The sequence below is a fragment of the Streptomyces sp. RLA123 genome, from assembly GCF_056270165.1.
Genome location: NZ_JBWDOR010000003.1, coordinates 881,142 through 897,470, shown reverse-complemented (window position 1 = coordinate 897,470; position 16,329 = coordinate 881,142). Strand labels below are relative to the sequence as shown.

Below are 16,329 nucleotides of genomic sequence, written 5' to 3'. Positions count from 1 at the left end.
ATGCACGACACGACCGAACTGCTCATCGAACTCGGCGCCGTCATCCTCGGACTGGGGCTGATCGGGCGCTTCGCCGGCCGCCTCGGGCTGTCGCCCATACCCCTCTACCTGCTGGCGGGGCTCGCCTTCGGGCACGGCGGCCTGCTGCCGCTGGACGCCAGCGAGGACTTCACCGCCGTGGGCGCGGAGATCGGGGTGATCCTGCTCCTGTTGCTGCTCGGACTGGAGTACAGCGCCTCCGAGCTGGTCACCAGCCTGCGCACGCAGTACCCCTCGGGCCTGGTGGACTTCGCCCTCAACGCCGTGCCCGGTGCCGCCGCGGCGTTGCTGCTGGGCTGGGGCCCGGTGGCCGCCGTCGCGCTCGCCGGCGTCACCTGGATCTCCTCCTCGGGCGTCATCGCCAAGGTGCTGACCGACCTGGGACGGCTCGGCAACCGCGAGACCCCGGTGATCCTCGGCGTCCTGGTCATCGAGGACCTGGCCATGGCGATCTACCTCCCGCTGCTCACCACCCTCCTCGCGGGCATCGGCCTGGCGGCCGGCGGACTGGCCCTCGCCATCGCGATGGGCACCGTGGGCGCGGTGCTCTTCCTGGCGCTACGCCACGGACGCCTGCTGAGCAAGGCGGTCTCCTCGGAGAACCCGGAGATGCTGCTGCTCGTCGTCTTCGGCCTGGCCCTGGTCGTCGCGGGGTTCGCGCAGAAACTCCAGGTCTCCGCGGCCGTCGGCGCGTTCCTCGTGGGTATCGCGCTGTCCGGTGAGGCGGCCGAAGGCGCGAGCCGGCTGCTCATGCCGCTGCGGGACCTGTTCGCCGCCGTCTTCTTCGTGTTCTTCGGCCTGTCCACCGACCCGTCCGCGATCCCGCCCGTGCTGCTGCCGGCACTCGCACTGGCCGCCGTGACCACGGTCACCAAGATCATGACGGGCTGGTACGCGGCACGCCGGGCCGGTGTCCACACACGCGGCCGCCTGCGGGCCGGCGGCACTCTCGTGGCCCGCGGCGAGTTCTCGATCGTCATCGCGGGCCTCGCCGTCGCCAGTCAGCCGCGGATCGGCCCGCTGGCCACCGCGTACGTCCTGATCCTGGTCATCGCCGGTCCGCTGGCCGCCCGCTGGACCGAGCCCGCCGTCAGCGCGCTGCGTGCCGTGGTCCGCCGCGTCCCGTCCACCGGGGCCGGGGCCAGGGCCGAGGCTGACCGGGCGATGGCGGTCGAGGAGCTTCCGGACGCGACCTCGGCGGGAGCCTCACGCTCGTCGGGCTGACGAGATCCCGTGCGCGAGTCGCGCGGCCTCGGTGGTGAGCGGTCCGCCGCCGAACCGGGCTGCCGTCGTGCGCCGTCCGGGCCGCCGTCCCCTCGTGCCACCGCCGTGTCGCGCGGCCCGGCCGGGCCCGGCCGGGTCGCGACCCGCGCGGGTCCGGCCCCGGAACGTGTGTGGCCGAGAAACGACGGTGCGGTGAGCGGGCCGTCGACGTGTCGCACGTCGAACGACCCGCTGCGGCGCAGGAGTCGGGTCCGGGATGGGCGAAGTCGTCGCCTGCGGCCGCCCGTCGGAGGCGAACCGCAGGTGGAAGGGGGGAACGCACCGCCAGGACCGCGAGTCGGCCGGCGCCTTCGGGGTGTTCGGCGGCGGAGTGGACGGCGCTGTCCGGGATGCCGGCGGGCCCGGGGCGCCCCGTGCCCGACGAGCATCGATTTTCGGCCACAACGGCTACAGCGGTGACGCAACCCAACGGCGCGGCGCCCTCCGGCCGGACGTCCGCGCGGTCCCTCGCCGACGAGCCCTTCGCGCCCTACCCCTTGACAGCGGCCCCGGGGGATTACAGCCTATGGCAACGTTGTCAGATGGCAACGTTGTCAGGCGGCCCGAGCGGACCGGGTCGTCTACCCACCCGTCAACGGGTGCCCGGATTGGACCATTTGCGTATGTCGACTCACGCGTCCCACCCCACCCGCCGGTCGGTCGTCGCCACCGGCACCACACTCCTCGCGAGCCTGGGCATCGGCGTCGCGCTCCCCGGCACCGCCCGTGCCGCAGCGCAGGCCCCGACGGGCGGCGGCACCGCCACCGGCGATCTGGCGGCCCACCGCCCGGTCGCGGTGTCGTCAACCGACTACGCCCCGACGCCGGGCGAGTTCGCGGTGGACCGCCTGAACGCGGTCGGCGTACGAGGCAGCGGCTGGCGCGCGGCGGACGGCGACCCCCAGTGGATCTCGGTCGACCTGGAGGGCGACTGCGAGGTCACCGCCATCCGGCTGACCTTCGAGGCCACGGCCGGCGACCCGCCCTTCGTCCCGTCCAGCAGCGGCAACCCGCGCGACAGCACCACCGGCCAGGAAGTCCTGTCCAGTTGTGCCGTGGACTTCGTCGTCGAGACCTCCCGCGACCACCGCACGTGGACGGCCGTCCACCGGACGGACTCCGGCACCGGCGGCGTCGTCGACATCGCCCTCGCCGGGCCGGTCACCGCCCGCTGGGTCCGCCTGACCGTGCACAAGCGCTCCAACGCCAACCCCCTCGGCCTCAACGGCTTCGAGGTGCACGGCCGGGCCCGCGGCCACCGCCCGGAAGCCACCGGCTGGTCCGACTGGGGCGTCCACGACCACAAGGCGCCCGCGCTGGAGGCCGCCGCCGACGGGACCGTGCCGCTGGAGTCCGGCTGGACGCTCACCATGGACGACTGGGCCGGCGCCGAGGGCGCCGACCTGTCCCGCGCCGACGTCGACACCAGCCGCTGGCTGCCCGCCACCGTGCCCGGCACGGTCCTGGGTTCGCTGGTCGAGCAGGGCAAGCTGCCCGACCCGGTCACCGGGTTCAACAACCTGCACGTCCCTGAGGCGCTGTCCCGGCACGGCTGGTGGTACCGGCGTGAGTTCCGCCTGCCGCGGTCGCTGCGCACAGGTGCCGGCCGGCACATCTGGCTGGAGTTCGACGGCATCAACCACAAGGCCGACATCTGGCTCAACGGCGCCTCGGTGGCGAGCATGGAGTTCCCCTTCGCCCGGTCCGCCACCGACATCACCGCCCACCTGGCGGCCGGCGGCGAGCAGGCGCTCGCCGTGCGCATCACGCCGATGCCCTTCCCCGGCAGCCCCGGTGACAAGGGCCAGGCGGGCCTGGCCTTCGTGGACGCCGGCGCCACCATGATGAATCGCAACTCGCCCACGTACCTGGCCTCCTCGGGCTGGGACTGGATGCCCGCCGTCCGCGACCGGGCCGCCGGCATCTGGAACCACGTACGCCTGCGCTCGACGGGACACGCCGTCCTCGGCGACCCCCGGGTCGACACCGTCCTCCCCGGCCTGCCCGACACCCGGACCGCCGAGCTGACGATCACCGTTCCGGTGCGCAACGCCGACACCGCCGACCGGAGCGTCACCGTCAGCGCCTCGCTCTGCGGCGTGCGGGTGTCCAGGACCGTCACGGTGCCCGCCGGCGGGAGCACCGATGTCGTGTTCACCCCCGCCACCGACGCCCGGCTGCGCCTGCGCGACCCGGAGCTGTGGTGGCCCAACGGCTACGGCAGCCCCGCACTGCACGACCTGACCCTGGTCGCGACGGTCGGCGGCGCGGAGAGCGACCGCCGCAGCACCCGCTTCGGCATACGCCAGTTCGGCTACGACTACGACATCCCGCTGCGCTTCACCTCCGGCAGCGACTCCTACACGCAGCCCGTCGACCTCGGCCGCCGCAAGGCCCGCCACGTGCGGGTTCGGTGCCTGACCCGCGCGACCGGCTGGGGCTCGTCGCTGTGGGCCCTGTCCGTCGTCGACAGCTCCGTCCCCGACGCCGACCTCGCGCTGCACAAGGACGCCTCCGCCTCCTCCGTGGACAACACCGCCAACGCGGCCTCGAACGTCACCGACGGCGACGCCGGCACCCGGTGGTCCTCGTCCTTCGAGGACGACCAGTGGATCCAGGTGGACCTGGGCTCCTCGGTCTCCTTCGACCGGGTCGACCTGACGTGGGAGCGGGCCTACGCCAAGTCCTTCGTGGTCCAGCTCTCCGACGACGGCGACACCTGGACCGACGCGAAGTCCGTCGACAACGGCGCGGTCCCGCTCCCGTTCCAGAGCGGCGCCGCCAGCCTGCAGAACGTCGACTTCGACGCCCTCACCGCACGCTATGTGCGCCTCAAGTGCGGTGCGCGCGCGACCAGCTGGGGCAACTCGCTGTGGACGCTGTCCGTGGTCGACAGCTCGGCGCCGGGCACCGACCTGGCTTACCGCAAGACGACCACCGCCTCCACCGAGGAGTCCTCGAACCCGGCCTCCAACGCCACCGACGGCGACCCCGGCACCCGCTGGGCCTCGGCCTACGAGGACAATCAGTGGATCCGGGTGGACCTGGGCTCCTCGGTCTCCTTCGACCGGGTCACCGCCGTATGGGAGACGGCCTACCCGAAGACCTACACCGTCCAGGTCTCCGACGACGGCGACACCTGGACCGACGTGAAGTCCGTGGACAACACCCCGGTCCCGCTGAAGATCAGTGTGAACGGCGTCCGGATCTTCTGCCGCGGCGGCAACTGGGGCTGGGACGAACTGCTGCGCCGCATGCCCGCCGAGCGCATGGACGCGGCGCTGCGCATGCACCGCGACATGAACTTCACCATGATCCGCAACTGGGTCGCCAGCAGCAACCGCGAGGAGTTCTACGCCGGTTGCGACGAGCACGGCCTGCTGGTCTGGAACGACTTCCCCAACGCCTGGGCGATGGACCCGCCGAACCACGAGGCGTTCAACTCCCTCGCCCGTGACACGGTGCTGCGCTACCGCATCCACCCCAGTGTCGTCGTCTGGTGCGGTGCCAACGAGGGCAACCCGCCCGGGCCGATCGACGACGGCATGCGCGACGCCGTCCACGACGAGGCGCCCGGCATCCTCTACCAGAACAACTCCGCGGGCGGCATCGTCACCGGCGGCGGCCCCTACGGCTGGGTCGACCCGGACCGCTACTTCTCGGCGTCCACCTACGGCAGCGGCAACTTCGGCTTCCACACCGAGATCGGCATGCCCGTGGTGTCCACCGCCGAGAGCATGCGCAACCTCGTCGGCTCCGAGCCCGAGTGGCCGGTCGGCGGCGCCTGGTACTACCACGACTGGAGCACCCGGGGGAACCAGGCCCCGCAGAACTACCAGGCCGCCATCGAGGCCCGCCTCGACACGGCACGCGACCTCGACGACTTCACACGCAAGGCGCAGTTCGTCAACTACGAGAACACCCGCGCGATGTTCGAGGCGTGGAACGCCAACCTCTGGGACGACGCCAGCGGCCTGTTGCTGTGGATGTCGCACCCCGCGTGGCACAGCACCGTGTGGCAGACCTACGACTACGACTTCGACGTCAACGGCACCTACTACGGCGCCCGTTCGGCGTGCGAGGCGGTCCACGTCCAGGCCGTGCCGGGCTCCTGGCAGGTCATCGCGGTCAACCACACGCCGCGCGCGCTGAAGGGCGTCACGGTCACGGCCCGTCTGCTCGACCTCGAGGGCCGCCAGCTGGGGAAGACCGTGCGCACGACCCTCGACGTCGCCTCGTCGGGCACGACCGAGGCGTTCACGGCGGGCTGGGAGGACGGACTGCCGGACTTCCACCTCCTGCGCCTGCGGATGGAGCGCGGGGGCACCGTGCTGTCGGAGAACACCTACTGGCGCTACCGCGAGCCGTCCGCCATGCGGGCGCTCAACTCGGCGCACACCACCAGGGTCACCGCCACCGCCGGCAAGGTCACCCGGTCCGGCGAGCGCCGAGAGCTGACCGCCACGGTCACCAACCGGGGCGCGTCGGTGGCCGCCATGGTGCGGCTGTCGCTCCTGGACTCCGGCAGCGGCGAGCGCGTGCTGCCGACCCTGTACGGCGACAACTACCTGTGGCTGCTGCCCGGTGAGTCGCGCACCCTCACCCTGTCCTGGCCGGAGCACGCCCTGCCCTCGGGCCGGGCCGCCCTGCGGGTGGACGGCTACAACGTGCCGCGGACCACGGTGCGGGCCGCCTCGGGCGGCTGACCGCCGTGCGCGGGCGGGGCTCCGGCCCCGCCCGCGGAGGGTGGTACTGCCGTTCCCAGGCACAGCGAGGCCGGCGCGAAGGCGATGGTCCGCGGCCCTCGTGCTGTTGAACTGGACATCGAGCGGCCCGGAGCGGCCCCCCCGCGGACACGAGACCAAGGAGCCCAGTGCCCATGCTTGCCACCCTCGCATCGAAGGACCGGGCCGGGACGGCCGCGCACGGCGACCGGTGGCTCGTGGGCTTCCGCTTCAGCACGCCGCACGGTGCCGCAGGCTGCCACTACTACGTCGTCGGTGAGGCGGGCGACGCCCAGGACGCCGTGCAGATCGCGTCGAGCCGGGCCACGGCGGCGTGCGAGTGCGCGGCGCGCGCGAACGCCGCGATCGACGGCGTCGAGGTGCACCGGCTGCGCTGGAACCCGCTGGGGTGGGCCTATCTCGACAGCCCCGCCGCGCCCGAGGGCCCGAGCGCCCCCGTTCGCCTCCCCCATCCGCTGGCACGGGCGTCCTGATGGCCCCCGCCCCTGGCCGCGCGGCCGCGGCGAGGGCCGGGCGGCCCGCCCAGGATGGGTCCGAGGGATCTTGGTGCTATGCGAACGTATGGCGGAATGACCGCCGGCCGACACGGCCCTCGGTGCGGACCGCCGCGATCAGCGGGGCTGCGCCTGCTGCGGGGGCGCGGGCTGCCAGGCGCGGGTGGGCACGACCAGCGGTCCGCCGGTGACGGGGTCGGGGACGACGACGGAGGCGAGGCCGAAGACGTCCTGGACCAGTTCGGCGGTGACGATGTCCTGCGGCGGGCCCTGGGCGACGATGCGGCCGGCCTTCATGGCGACGAGGTGGTCGGCGTAGCGGGCGGCCTGGTTGAGGTCGTGGAGCACCGCGACGACGGTCCGGCCGCGTTCGTGGTTGAGGCGGCGGAGCAGGTCGAGCACCTCGACCTGGTGGGCGATGTCCAGGTAGGTCGTGGGTTCGTCGAGGAGCAGCAGGTCGGTGTCCTGGGCCAGGGCCATGGCGATCCACACCCGCTGCCGCTGGCCGCCGGAGAGCTCGTCCACCGGGCGGTCGGCGAGGTCGGCGGTGTCGGTGCGCTCCAGGGCGTCGGTGACGGCCTGTTCGTCGGCCTCCGACCACTGCTGCCACCACCTCTGGTGCGGCTGGCGGCCGCGGGCCACGAGGTCGGCGACCGTGATGCCGTCCGGCGGGGTGGGGGACTGCGGCAGGACGCCGATGGTCCGCGCGATCTGCCGGCCGGGGACGCGGGCGAGTTCGGTGCCGTCCAGCAGCACCACGCCGCGGCGCGGTTTGAGGAGCCGGCCCAGGGCCCGTAGGAGGGTGGACTTGCCGCAGGCGTTGGGCCCGACGACGACCGTGACCCGGCCGTCCGGGATCTCCAGGTCCAGGCCCTCGACGACGGTGCGGTCCTCGTACGCCAGCGTGAGGTCCTGCGCCGAGAGGCGGCTGGTGGGCGTACGTCTCATGAGGTGGTGCCTCCGGTGCGGCTGCGGGTGCGGACGATGAGCCACATCAGGTACGGAGCGCCCACCGCGGCGGTGAGCACGCCGACCGGCAGCTCGATCGGGGAGAACAGACGGCGGGCCAGCAGGTCCGCGACCACGACCACCAGGGCGCCGGTCAGCGCCGAGGACAGCAGCGGGACCTGGGCCGTGCGGGTGAGCCGGCGGGCGATCTGCGGGGCGAGCAGCGCGACGAAGTCGACCGGTCCTGCCGCCCCGGTCGCCACCGACGCCAGGACGACGCCGAGCGCGGTCAGACCGAGGCGGACCCGGTCCAGGCGCACGCCGAGCGCGGTCGCGGTGTCGTCGTCGAAGGACGCGCCGCGCTGGGCACGCGCCGCCCACAGCGCCGCCGGGACGCCGATCAGCAGGACGAGCGCGAGTGGCCGGGCCTCCTCGTAGCCACGGCCGTTGAGGGAGCCGGTCAGCCAGACCTTGGCCTGCTGGGCCACCAGGTAGTCGCCCTTGGTGAGGAACAGTTGCGTCAGCGAGCCGAGTGCCACCGACACCCCGATGCCCACCAGCACGAAGCGCGAGGAGTGCATGCCGCGCCGCCACGCGAAGACATAGACGATCAGCGCCGCCGACAGGCCGCCCGCGACGGAGACGTACGGCAGCGCGTCGTACGCGACGGCGTTGAAGCTCATGGCGGCGACAGTGGCCGCGCCCGCGCCGTGTGTCACGCCGATGACGTCGGGGCTGGCCAGCGGATTGCGCGCGACGGTCTGCACCAGCGCGCCCGCCACGCCGAACGCGGCCCCGGCCAGGAGACCGACGACCAGCCGCGGCAGGCGCAACGTGCCCACCACCAGCTCGTCGGGGCTGGGCCGGCCGAGCAGTACGCGGACGACCTGTGCGGGGGAGACGAACGACTCGCCCACGCACAGATACGCCACCACCGCGCACGCCAGCAGCACCGCGAGCACCGACGCGACGGCGACCGCCCGGCGGTGCACGAGAAGACTGGCGCGTCCACCGCGCAGGACGGCGTGCCCGGCCGGGCGGACGGAAGGACGGGCCGCCGGGGTGGTCTTGAGGGTCATGCGGCCACCACAGCCCTGCGCCGCACGAGCGCGATCAGGAACGGCACGCCGATCAGAGCGGTCATGACGGCCACCGGCACCTCCGAGGGCGGGAAGACGATGCGGCCGATCACGTCGGAGCCGAGGATCATCACCGGCCCGAGCAGCGCGGCCAGCGGCAGCACCCAGCGGTGCGCGGTGCCGACCAGGGCGCGGGCGATGTGCGGAACGGCGAGGCCGGTGAACGCGATCGGGCCGACGGCGGCCACCGCCGCACCCGTCAGCACCGTCGCCCCCAAAGCGCCGAGTACGCGCAGCAGGCCGACGTTGTGGCCGAGGCCCTTGGCGGCGTCGTCGCCGAGCGCGAGGGCGTCGAGACCGCGCGCCATGGCCGCCACCAGCACCAGACCGGCCAGCAGGAAGGGCCAGATCTGGCCGATGATCTCGCTGCCGCGACCGCTGATGGAGCCGACCTGCCAGAAGCGGAACTCGTCCAGGGCCCGGGCGTCGGTCGTGGTGATCCCGGAGACGAGCGAGGCGAGGAAGGCGTTCATCGCGGCGCCGGCGAGGGCGAGTTTGAGCGGCGAGGCGCCGCCGCGCCCCCCGCTGGCGACGGCGTACACGCCCACCGCCGCCAGTGCCGCGCCCGCGAACGCGAACCACACGTAGCCGCCCAGCGTGTGCACGCCGCAGAACGCGATCGCGCACACCACACCCACCGAGGCGCCCTGACTGACGCCCAGGATGCCCGGCTCGGCGATCGGGTTGCGGGTGATGCCCTGCATCACCGCCCCGGCGAGTGCGAGCGCGGCGCCCGCCAGAACGCCGATGACCGTGCGGGGCAGCCGCAACGACCGCACCACTTGGGCGTCGTTGCTCGTGCCGCCGTGCACCAGGGCCTGGATCACCTCGCCGGGCGCGATCTGGCGGCTGCCGACGGCGAGGCTCAGCAGGACGGCGGTCAGCAGCATCAGCGCGCCGGCCAGCAGCCAGGCGACACGGCGGCGGGTGGGTGGCGACATGCGCCGCGCTCACTCTCTCTTCGTCGGACCGTCGACCGTCAGGCCGTCAGGTACTTCTGGAGGTCGTCCAGCACCGCGTTGGCGGCGGTGACGCCGAGCCCCAGGTACCAGGTCTCGTCCGGCACGTCGAAGGCGTGGCCGTCCTTGACCGCCTTGAGGTTCTTCCACAGCGGGTTGCCCTGGGCCTTGGTCTTGTCGGTGGCCTTCGGGTCGCCGTAGACACCGCTGAAGATCCAGTCGGCGTCCGCCTGGTCGATGTTCTCGGCGCTGATCTCGGCCGCCAGGTCCTCGATGTCCTGGTTCTTCGGGCGCGGGATGCCGACGTCCCCCAGGATCGTGCCGATGAAGGAGTCGTTCGCGTACAGCCGGATCGTGCCCTCGGGCATGTAACGGACCATCGAGACGGTCGGCTTGTCCGCGCCGAGCTTCGCGCCGAGGTCCTTGGCGCGCTTCTCGTAGGCGGCGAGGTTCGCCTCGGCCTGCGCGGTCTTGTCGAGCGCGGCCGCGTTGAGAAGGTAGTTCTGCTTCCAGGTGAAGCCCGGACGGATCGAGAAGACGGTCGGCGCGATCTTCGACAGCTCGTCGTACGAGGCGGCGGCGCGCAGTTGGCTGCCCAGGATCAGGTCCGGCTTCAGCGCGGCGATCGCCTCCAGGTTGAGGCTGTTGATGGTGCCGATGTTCTTCGGCGTGCCCGCGTCCTTCTTCAGGTACGACGGCAGTTCCGGCGACCCCTCGGTGGGAGCGAGACCGACCGGCTTGATCCCGAGGGAGACAACGTTATCGAGCTCGCCCACGTCGAGCACGACCACCCGCTTGGGCTGCGCGGCGAGCTCGGTGCTGCCCATCGCGTGCTTGATCGTGCGCGGCCACTGGCCGGGCTTGGCGTCGGTGCCGAGCGCGGCGGTCTTCTCGGCGGCGTCCGCGAAGTCCTGACCGCCCTGCGCGACGGACTTCGAGTCCTTCGACCCCGAACCGGCCGTCGCGGACGCGGCGGCGCTGCCCTCCTTCCCGTTCGAGGAGGAATCGCTGCCGCACGCCGCGAGGGAGAGCGCGGCGGCGACGGCCAGGGCGACTGCGGCGGTGCCGCGGTGCCGAAGAGACATGGGGAAGCTCCTGTAGCTGTGGTGCGCCTGTGAATCGTTAGGCGAGCCTTACCTTACGTGGGGCCGGTATCCGGGGGGCAAGCGGGGGTCCCGGCGATGCGCTGCGCTTCGCTGTGCCGGGTTTTTCCCCGCCCGCCCGTGTGCCCCAGGAGGTCTGGTCGCCCCAGCGCAGGTTGTCCGGGGGGTCGGGTTCGGGGCCTCCGGGGCCGGCCATTCTGGACAGCCGGTCGGCCGGGTCCCCCGCGAACGGCCCGGCCTCGACGAGGGGTTCGGGCAGCCACGGCCCGAGGTACAGCTCGCGGCGGACCCGCGCGGAGCGCAGGGTGTCCAGCGCGACCCGCGCCACGGCCACGGTCGACCAGGCCTCCACGTCCTCCACGCGGGTGCGGGCGTCGGCGGCGACCAGCCGCAGCCAGCAGTCGGAGACAGCGTCCTCGGCCTCTGCCCGGCTGCCGAGCACCGCGTACGCCACCCGCACCAGCCGCGGCCGGGCCGCGCTGTACGCGACGGACAGCTCCGCCGTCCGCCCGTTCATCGGCCCCGGGCCCCGGCGTCCGGCGTGGTGAGCCATTCGGCGAAGGTCTGCCGGCCCCGGGGACCGTCCGCGGTGGGCAGCAGCGCCCCTTCGGTGAGCGCCCGGCCCGTGGCCCCCGGCAGTCGGACGGGGACGAGGAGCCGTCGCTCCCCGCGGGCGCGGGCCAGCCGGCGCACCATGTCGTCCATCTCCAGCACTTCCGGTCCCGCCAGGTCGGGGGCCAGTCCCGCGGGGGCGGCGCCCGCCAGCCGTACCAGCGCGCCGGCGACCTCGCGTGCGGCGACCGGCTGACTGCGCATCCGCGGCGCCATCACCGGGCCACGGCGCGCCAGCATCTGCGCGGCGAACTCGTGGAACTGCGTGGCCCTCAGGACCGTGTTCGGCACGGAACCCGACAGGACCAGTTCCTCCTGCCGCCGCTTGCCCATGTAGTAGCCGAGCCCCACCCGGTCGCAGCCGACGATCGACAGCGCGATGTGGTGGCGGACGCCGGCGCGGGCGCCCGCGGTCAGCAAGCGGGTCGTGGCGGCGTCGAAGAAGGCCACCGACTTCCGCTTGCCGGTCGTCGCCACGTTGCTGACGTCGATCACCGTCGCGCAGCCGTGCAGCGCCTCGTCCAGCCCGGTCCCGGTGGTCAGGTCCACGCCCACCGAGCGCGCCAGCACCACGGGCACGTCCCCCGCTGCCCGTACGGCCTCCACGACCATCCGGCCGACCCAGCCGGTCCCGCCTGCCACCGCGATGCGCATGTCCTCGCCCTTCCCGCGTTTTTCCCCTTGTGGGGGTCCGCGGCATCCGGCCGCGGAGGTCTTGTCCGGTAGGACGGAACAGCCGCACCGTGGTGTGACATCGGGGGCGGCCGGGCCGCGCTGTCGGTGGCGGCGGACCGTGTCCGGGCCCTGGGCGGTGCGGCCAGGGCGACCTGCCGGCGCGGGCCGCATGGGTGGCCAGGGCGGTGCGGGGCGACGCCTACCGGGCCGACTTCACCGGGAACTTCCGAGGATGCCCCGGCCTTCAGGCCGGGGAGGAATCGGACCCCTGCGGCGCAGGGCAGGGAACGGGGTTTCGCCGTCAGGGCGAAAGACCGCCCACACGGTCGGGTGAAGTGATCGCCGTGCGTTGCGAGAACCAAGCAGCGCGTACACCGTGCTGATCGAGAGCCAAGACAGCGCATGCACCTCCTGGATTTGTTTCATCAAACCGGGCTGGTCTCAACCCGGCTGGTGCTGATCGTGTAAGAGCTGACGGACCGCAGGTCTCCAGCCCACGTGAGCCAGAAATCCCCCTGCTTTAGCTCAAGGCCGTGAAGTTAGGGGCTGATCGTTGGCGTCAAGATGTTGATGCTGAGGGTTGCTTTGTAGGTGCGTCGGTCGACGCGGAGGCTTTTGTATGCGTATCGGGACAGGGGGCGTTTCACGGCGCGGGGGCTGATGCGGAGGCGGCGGGCGGGCATGAGGTGGTCCAGGACAGCCCGGCCGATCGCCCCGACGAGGTCGATCGTGGTGTCTGCGATGATGCCCGCGGCCTGGATGACCTGGTCGCGGGCCGTTTGAAGAGCGATGCTGAAGCTGGCCCGGTCCGGATCGACGCCGGGCGTGGCCTCGGTGGCGTCGGCGATCGCGATTCGCAGGATCTGGTAGGCGCTGAGCAGGGCGTAGACCTCCTGGGCGATGCCGGCCCAGGTCCTGGAGCGCAGGACCCTGCGGCTGAGCATCGATTTCTTGATTGCGAAATAGGCGGACTCGATCTCCCACCGCTCGTGGTAGAGGCTGACCAGGCTGGATGCTGGGTAGCGGTGGTGGTCGAGGAGGTTGGTGGCCAGTCGGTAGAGACCGGTTTGGCGACCCTGGCTGGTGGTGATGGTGATCTCGCACTCGATGATGCGGACCTCGGTGCTGCCGAAGCGGGAGAGGTAGGAGCCGTCGTCGAAGTGGTCGAGGACCGGCGGCTTGCGGGCTGCCGTGACGCGGGCGAGGAAAGCGGCCTCTGTGGCGGCAACGGCGGCCAGGAACGTGTTTCCCGAGAAGCCTCGGTCGAGCAGGACGATCATTCCGGCGTGGAGGGAGCGCATCAGCCGTTTGCCGTGGACGGTCTCGCCGCTGGAGCGGGGGCCGAAGGCGGCGTCCAGGACCGCGCGGGTTCCACACGCCACGAGCGTGGCCAGGCAGATCTGCGGGTAGCCGGAGGTCGCGTACTGATTCGTGGTCTTGTCCAGGCGGGCCCGGTGCAACGGGCTGTCGGGGACGTCGAGGTAGGTTCCGTCGATCGCGACGGTCAGCAGGCCCTTGAAGCGGGCACCGTCGGTGCGAATCGCCGTGGCCGGCCCCCGCAGGAGGTCGAACAGGGCCCGCATCGGACGGACCCCCAGACGGGTCCTGGCGTCCCAGAGCGCCGTGCCTGTGACCTTCGCGACCGGTATCGCCTCCAGCGCGGCGGTGAGCTTGCGCCAAACAGCCAGATACCCGCAGTCCTCGAACAGGGCTGCGGCCAGCAACAGATAGACCACCACCCGGGCGGGGATCTTCCGCAGTCGTTGCTGGACGGCGCCGGTCTCCTCCAAGGCCTCGTCGACCATCTCGAACGGGACGATCTGGGTGAGTTCTCCGAGGTGTCCGGGCGCGAACAGGCCCTTGGCTACCGTGATTTCACGCGTGATGACACACTGATCGGACAGCGGAGCCTCCGGTCCTGTGAACGGCTGTCTTGGTCGACTGCCAGTTCTACCGGGGCTCCGCTTCTCACATCCCGAGTAACCACAGATCAGGGCACACTTGTCAGCGCTCTCAAAGACGTAACTTCACGGCCTTGTGCTTTAGCTGGGGGAGGATTCAATCCCGCGGGTCTGATCGAGGCCGAGCGGTTCATGGCCGAGCACAGCGACCGGGGCACCACCGCCGCGGGCGGCCGCCTCGCGGAGCGTCCCGGGGCGATGCTCTTCGCCCTGGGCGGCTGCGTCGGCGAGTCCGTCCGCCGCGCCGCCGGGGGCGTGTGGACGGCCGACGGCGACGATCCCCAGGGCGAGTCGAACGTCGGGCCCCGGCTGCCGGACGGCTCGGTCGTCCGGCCGGTCCGGCCTGTCGTCCGGCGCTTCGTCAACGGTCCCGAGGACAGCCTCGTCACGTGCGCCGCCGGGCTCGGGCTCCGCGTTCCGGCGCGCGGGGCCCGTTCGCGGCGTTGGTCGCGGCTGGGCCGGATCATCCGGCGGCCGTGACCTCCGGCTTGCGCACGCGGAAGGCGAACTGCCCGCAGAACGTGAGCTTGCGCAGGTTCACCAGGGCCGTGCGGCGCTTGGTCTTCTTGGCCCAGGTGTCGATCTCACTGTTGAGCGGCGACGACTCGTCCCAGTACCGCGCGTACTCCGGCGGACGGCCGTGGTACGTCCGCATGATCAGCGCGACCCCGTCCAGCGAGGGCCGGATCTCCTCGAGGGCGAGCCCGGCCTCCTCGACCAGCACGCGGAAGCCGTACGGCGTGTAGTTCCACAGGCTGAACGAGTGGTACGGCTCGAACTGCGAGGTGCTGCCGATGAACACCGCGCCCGGCCGCAGCACCCGGCTGATCTCGGTGAGCAGTTCCCGGGGGTGCGAGACGTGCTCGAAGACCTGGTGCGAGTAGACCAGCGGGATCGTGCCCGAGCGGAACGGGAGCCGGACGCCGTCGTAGTAGACGATCGGGTCCCGTCCCGCGGCGCGCTGCAGCGCCTCGGGCGAGTCGCGGATGTCGACGCCCACCCACCGCACCTTCGGGGCGTGCCGCCGGAACAGGCCGGCCGAGGCGCCGCGCCCGCAGCCGAGGTCCACCACCCGGTCCGGCGCGCCCCTGGCGGTCATGGCCTCGTCGAGGTAGTACCGCGAGGTGACCTGCCGGGCGTGGTCGTCGGGAATGCAGTCGCTCATGAGCTCCCAGAGGGTCGCCATGCGTCGATGCTACGGACGGTGAGGGCCCAGGCGCAGCTACTCGGGCCCACCGAGTGTCGCCGGGACGCGCGAGCAGGCGGCCAGCAGCCGATCGGTGGTGTCGCGGGCGAACAGCTCGGCCGCCGCGGCTCCCCGGCCGCGGGGGCGGCCCGGATCGGTGGCCCGGTCCAGGGCGTCGACGAGGGACCAGGGATCGGGGGCCCAGCGGGTCAGCCCGAGCGCGGCCATCTTCCGCACGCCCGCCTTGCCGTGACCCGGGATGGGGCGGTGGCCGATCACCGGCAGCCCCGTGGCCAGGGCCTCCAGCGCCGTCTGCCCGGCCGCGTTGTCCACCAGCGCGTCGGCCGCGGCCATCAGGCCGGGAACGTCGTCCTCCCAGCCGAGGGCGACCGCGCCCGCGATCCTCGCCAGCCGGTCCCGCAGCCGCGCGTTGCCCCCGCACATCGCCACCGGCAGGTAGCCGGCCCCCGCCAGCAGCCGTGCGGTGCCGGCCAGTTGCGTGCCCACCCCCCAGGCGCCCGCCGACAGCAGCACGACCGGCCGGCCGGGCGCCCTGGAGGCGAAGGAGCGCCGCCACCGCTCCGCACCGGGCGCCGGGGCCAGGAAACGGGAGGCCACCAGGGCGCCGGTCGCGGCGGCGGGCCGTCCGGTGGCCTCTCGCACGCGGCGTGCGGCGTCCTCGGTGAGGCAGCAGTAGAGGTCGTTGCCGGGGTGCAGCCACTGCCGGTGGACGTCGAAGTCGGTGACGACCACCGCGCTGGGCACGCGCAGCGTGCCTTTCGCCCGCATCGCCCCGGTGAGCTGCGCCGCGAGGTGGAAGACGGGGACGACGAGGTCCGGCCGCTCGCGCTCGACCACCTCCGCCAGGCGCCCCTCGGCGAGCGCCGCCAGCCCGCCCGGGCCCGGCAGCTGCCCCGCGCCGGAACGCAGGAACGCCGTGTAGATCCCCGCGTAGAGCAGCGGCAGATGCAGGATCGAGGCGCGGTAGAAGGAGCGCAGTGCCGGGCCCGCGGGCGCCGGCAGCAGGTCGAGGACGTCGGTACGTACCGTGTGCGCGCCGCGGTCCGCGAGGCGGGCGCCGAGTTCGCGGGCGACCGCATCGTGGCCCGCGCCCATGGACGCGCTGAGGACGAGGATCCGAGGGCGCGCCGGGTCCTCGTGGGCTCGGTGCGTCACGTCGGCGTCGGTCACCGGTTCACCTCCGC

13 protein-coding genes are annotated in these 16,329 nt (G+C 72.8%); 4 read left to right on the top strand and 9 right to left on the bottom strand.

Annotated features, from left to right (window positions below):
• The 3 genes from RV983_RS04090 to RV983_RS04080 all read left to right on the top strand — a co-directional run bounded on the left by RV983_RS04090 (window position 1) and on the right by RV983_RS04080 (window position 6,520).
• Window positions 1-1,263: a cation:proton antiporter gene (locus RV983_RS04090; protein ID WP_475984383.1), complete on the top strand. Its 1,263-nt coding sequence runs from the start codon at window positions 1-3 to the stop codon at window positions 1,261-1,263.
• 662 nt (window positions 1,264-1,925) lie between these two features.
• Window positions 1,926-6,008, top strand: a complete 4,083-nt coding sequence (locus tag RV983_RS04085; protein WP_475984382.1) for a discoidin domain-containing protein — start codon at window positions 1,926-1,928, stop codon at window positions 6,006-6,008.
• 173 nt (window positions 6,009-6,181) lie between these two features.
• Window positions 6,182-6,520 (top strand): hypothetical protein, encoded by a 339-nt coding sequence (locus tag RV983_RS04080; protein WP_475984381.1) that lies wholly within the window; start codon window positions 6,182-6,184, stop codon window positions 6,518-6,520.
• 138 nt (window positions 6,521-6,658) lie between these two features.
• On the opposite strand, the gene RV983_RS04075 is transcribed toward RV983_RS04080, so the two are convergent.
• The 7 genes from RV983_RS04075 to RV983_RS04045 form a co-directional block, all read right to left on the bottom strand.
• A complete protein-coding gene (locus RV983_RS04075; protein WP_475984380.1) occupies window positions 6,659-7,489 on the bottom strand; it encodes an ABC transporter ATP-binding protein in 831 nt (276 codons plus the stop codon).
• Complete coding sequence (locus tag RV983_RS04070; protein ID WP_475984379.1) at window positions 7,486-8,568, bottom strand: FecCD family ABC transporter permease; 1,083 nt, start codon at window positions 8,566-8,568, stop codon at window positions 7,486-7,488. The genes RV983_RS04075 and RV983_RS04070 overlap by 4 nt, the downstream gene beginning before the upstream one ends.
• Window positions 8,565-9,569: a FecCD family ABC transporter permease gene (locus tag RV983_RS04065; RefSeq protein ID WP_475984378.1), complete on the bottom strand. Its 1,005-nt coding sequence runs from the start codon at window positions 9,567-9,569 to the stop codon at window positions 8,565-8,567. Before RV983_RS04065 ends, RV983_RS04070 begins: the two co-directional genes overlap by 4 nt.
• Before the next feature lie 38 nt (window positions 9,570-9,607).
• Window positions 9,608-10,672, bottom strand: coding sequence for an ABC transporter substrate-binding protein (locus RV983_RS04060; RefSeq protein ID WP_475984377.1), 1,065 nt, complete (start codon window positions 10,670-10,672; stop codon window positions 9,608-9,610).
• A 37-nt stretch (window positions 10,673-10,709) separates the two neighbouring features.
• Window positions 10,710-11,207 carry a sigma factor gene (locus RV983_RS04055; RefSeq protein ID WP_475984376.1) on the bottom strand — a complete coding sequence of 166 codons (498 nt, stop codon included), beginning with the start codon at window positions 11,205-11,207 and terminating at the stop codon, window positions 10,710-10,712.
• Window positions 11,204-11,956 (bottom strand): SDR family oxidoreductase, encoded by a 753-nt coding sequence (locus RV983_RS04050; protein WP_475984375.1) that lies wholly within the window; start codon window positions 11,954-11,956, stop codon window positions 11,204-11,206. The genes RV983_RS04055 and RV983_RS04050 overlap by 4 nt, the downstream gene beginning before the upstream one ends.
• A 560-nt stretch (window positions 11,957-12,516) precedes the next feature.
• Window positions 12,517-13,833 carry an IS4 family transposase gene (locus RV983_RS04045; RefSeq protein WP_475990214.1) on the bottom strand — a complete coding sequence of 439 codons (1,317 nt, stop codon included), beginning with the start codon at window positions 13,831-13,833 and terminating at the stop codon, window positions 12,517-12,519.
• Window positions 13,834-14,070: 237 nt separating this feature from the next.
• Between RV983_RS04045 and RV983_RS04040 the strand changes: the two genes are divergently transcribed.
• On the top strand, window positions 14,071-14,418 hold the full coding sequence (locus tag RV983_RS04040) for a hypothetical protein (protein WP_475984374.1): 348 nt from the start codon (window positions 14,071-14,073) through the stop codon (window positions 14,416-14,418).
• Here the strand turns inward: RV983_RS04040 and RV983_RS04035 are convergent.
• Entirely contained in the window at window positions 14,402-15,124 is a 723-nt protein-coding gene (locus tag RV983_RS04035) for a class I SAM-dependent methyltransferase (protein WP_475984373.1), read from the bottom strand. The genes RV983_RS04040 and RV983_RS04035 overlap by 17 nt on opposite strands.
• A gap of 36 nt (window positions 15,125-15,160) precedes the next feature.
• A complete protein-coding gene (locus tag RV983_RS04030; RefSeq protein WP_475990213.1) occupies window positions 15,161-16,240 on the bottom strand; it encodes an MGDG synthase family glycosyltransferase in 1,080 nt (359 codons plus the stop codon).
• Window positions 16,241-16,329: the final 89 nt, after the last annotated feature.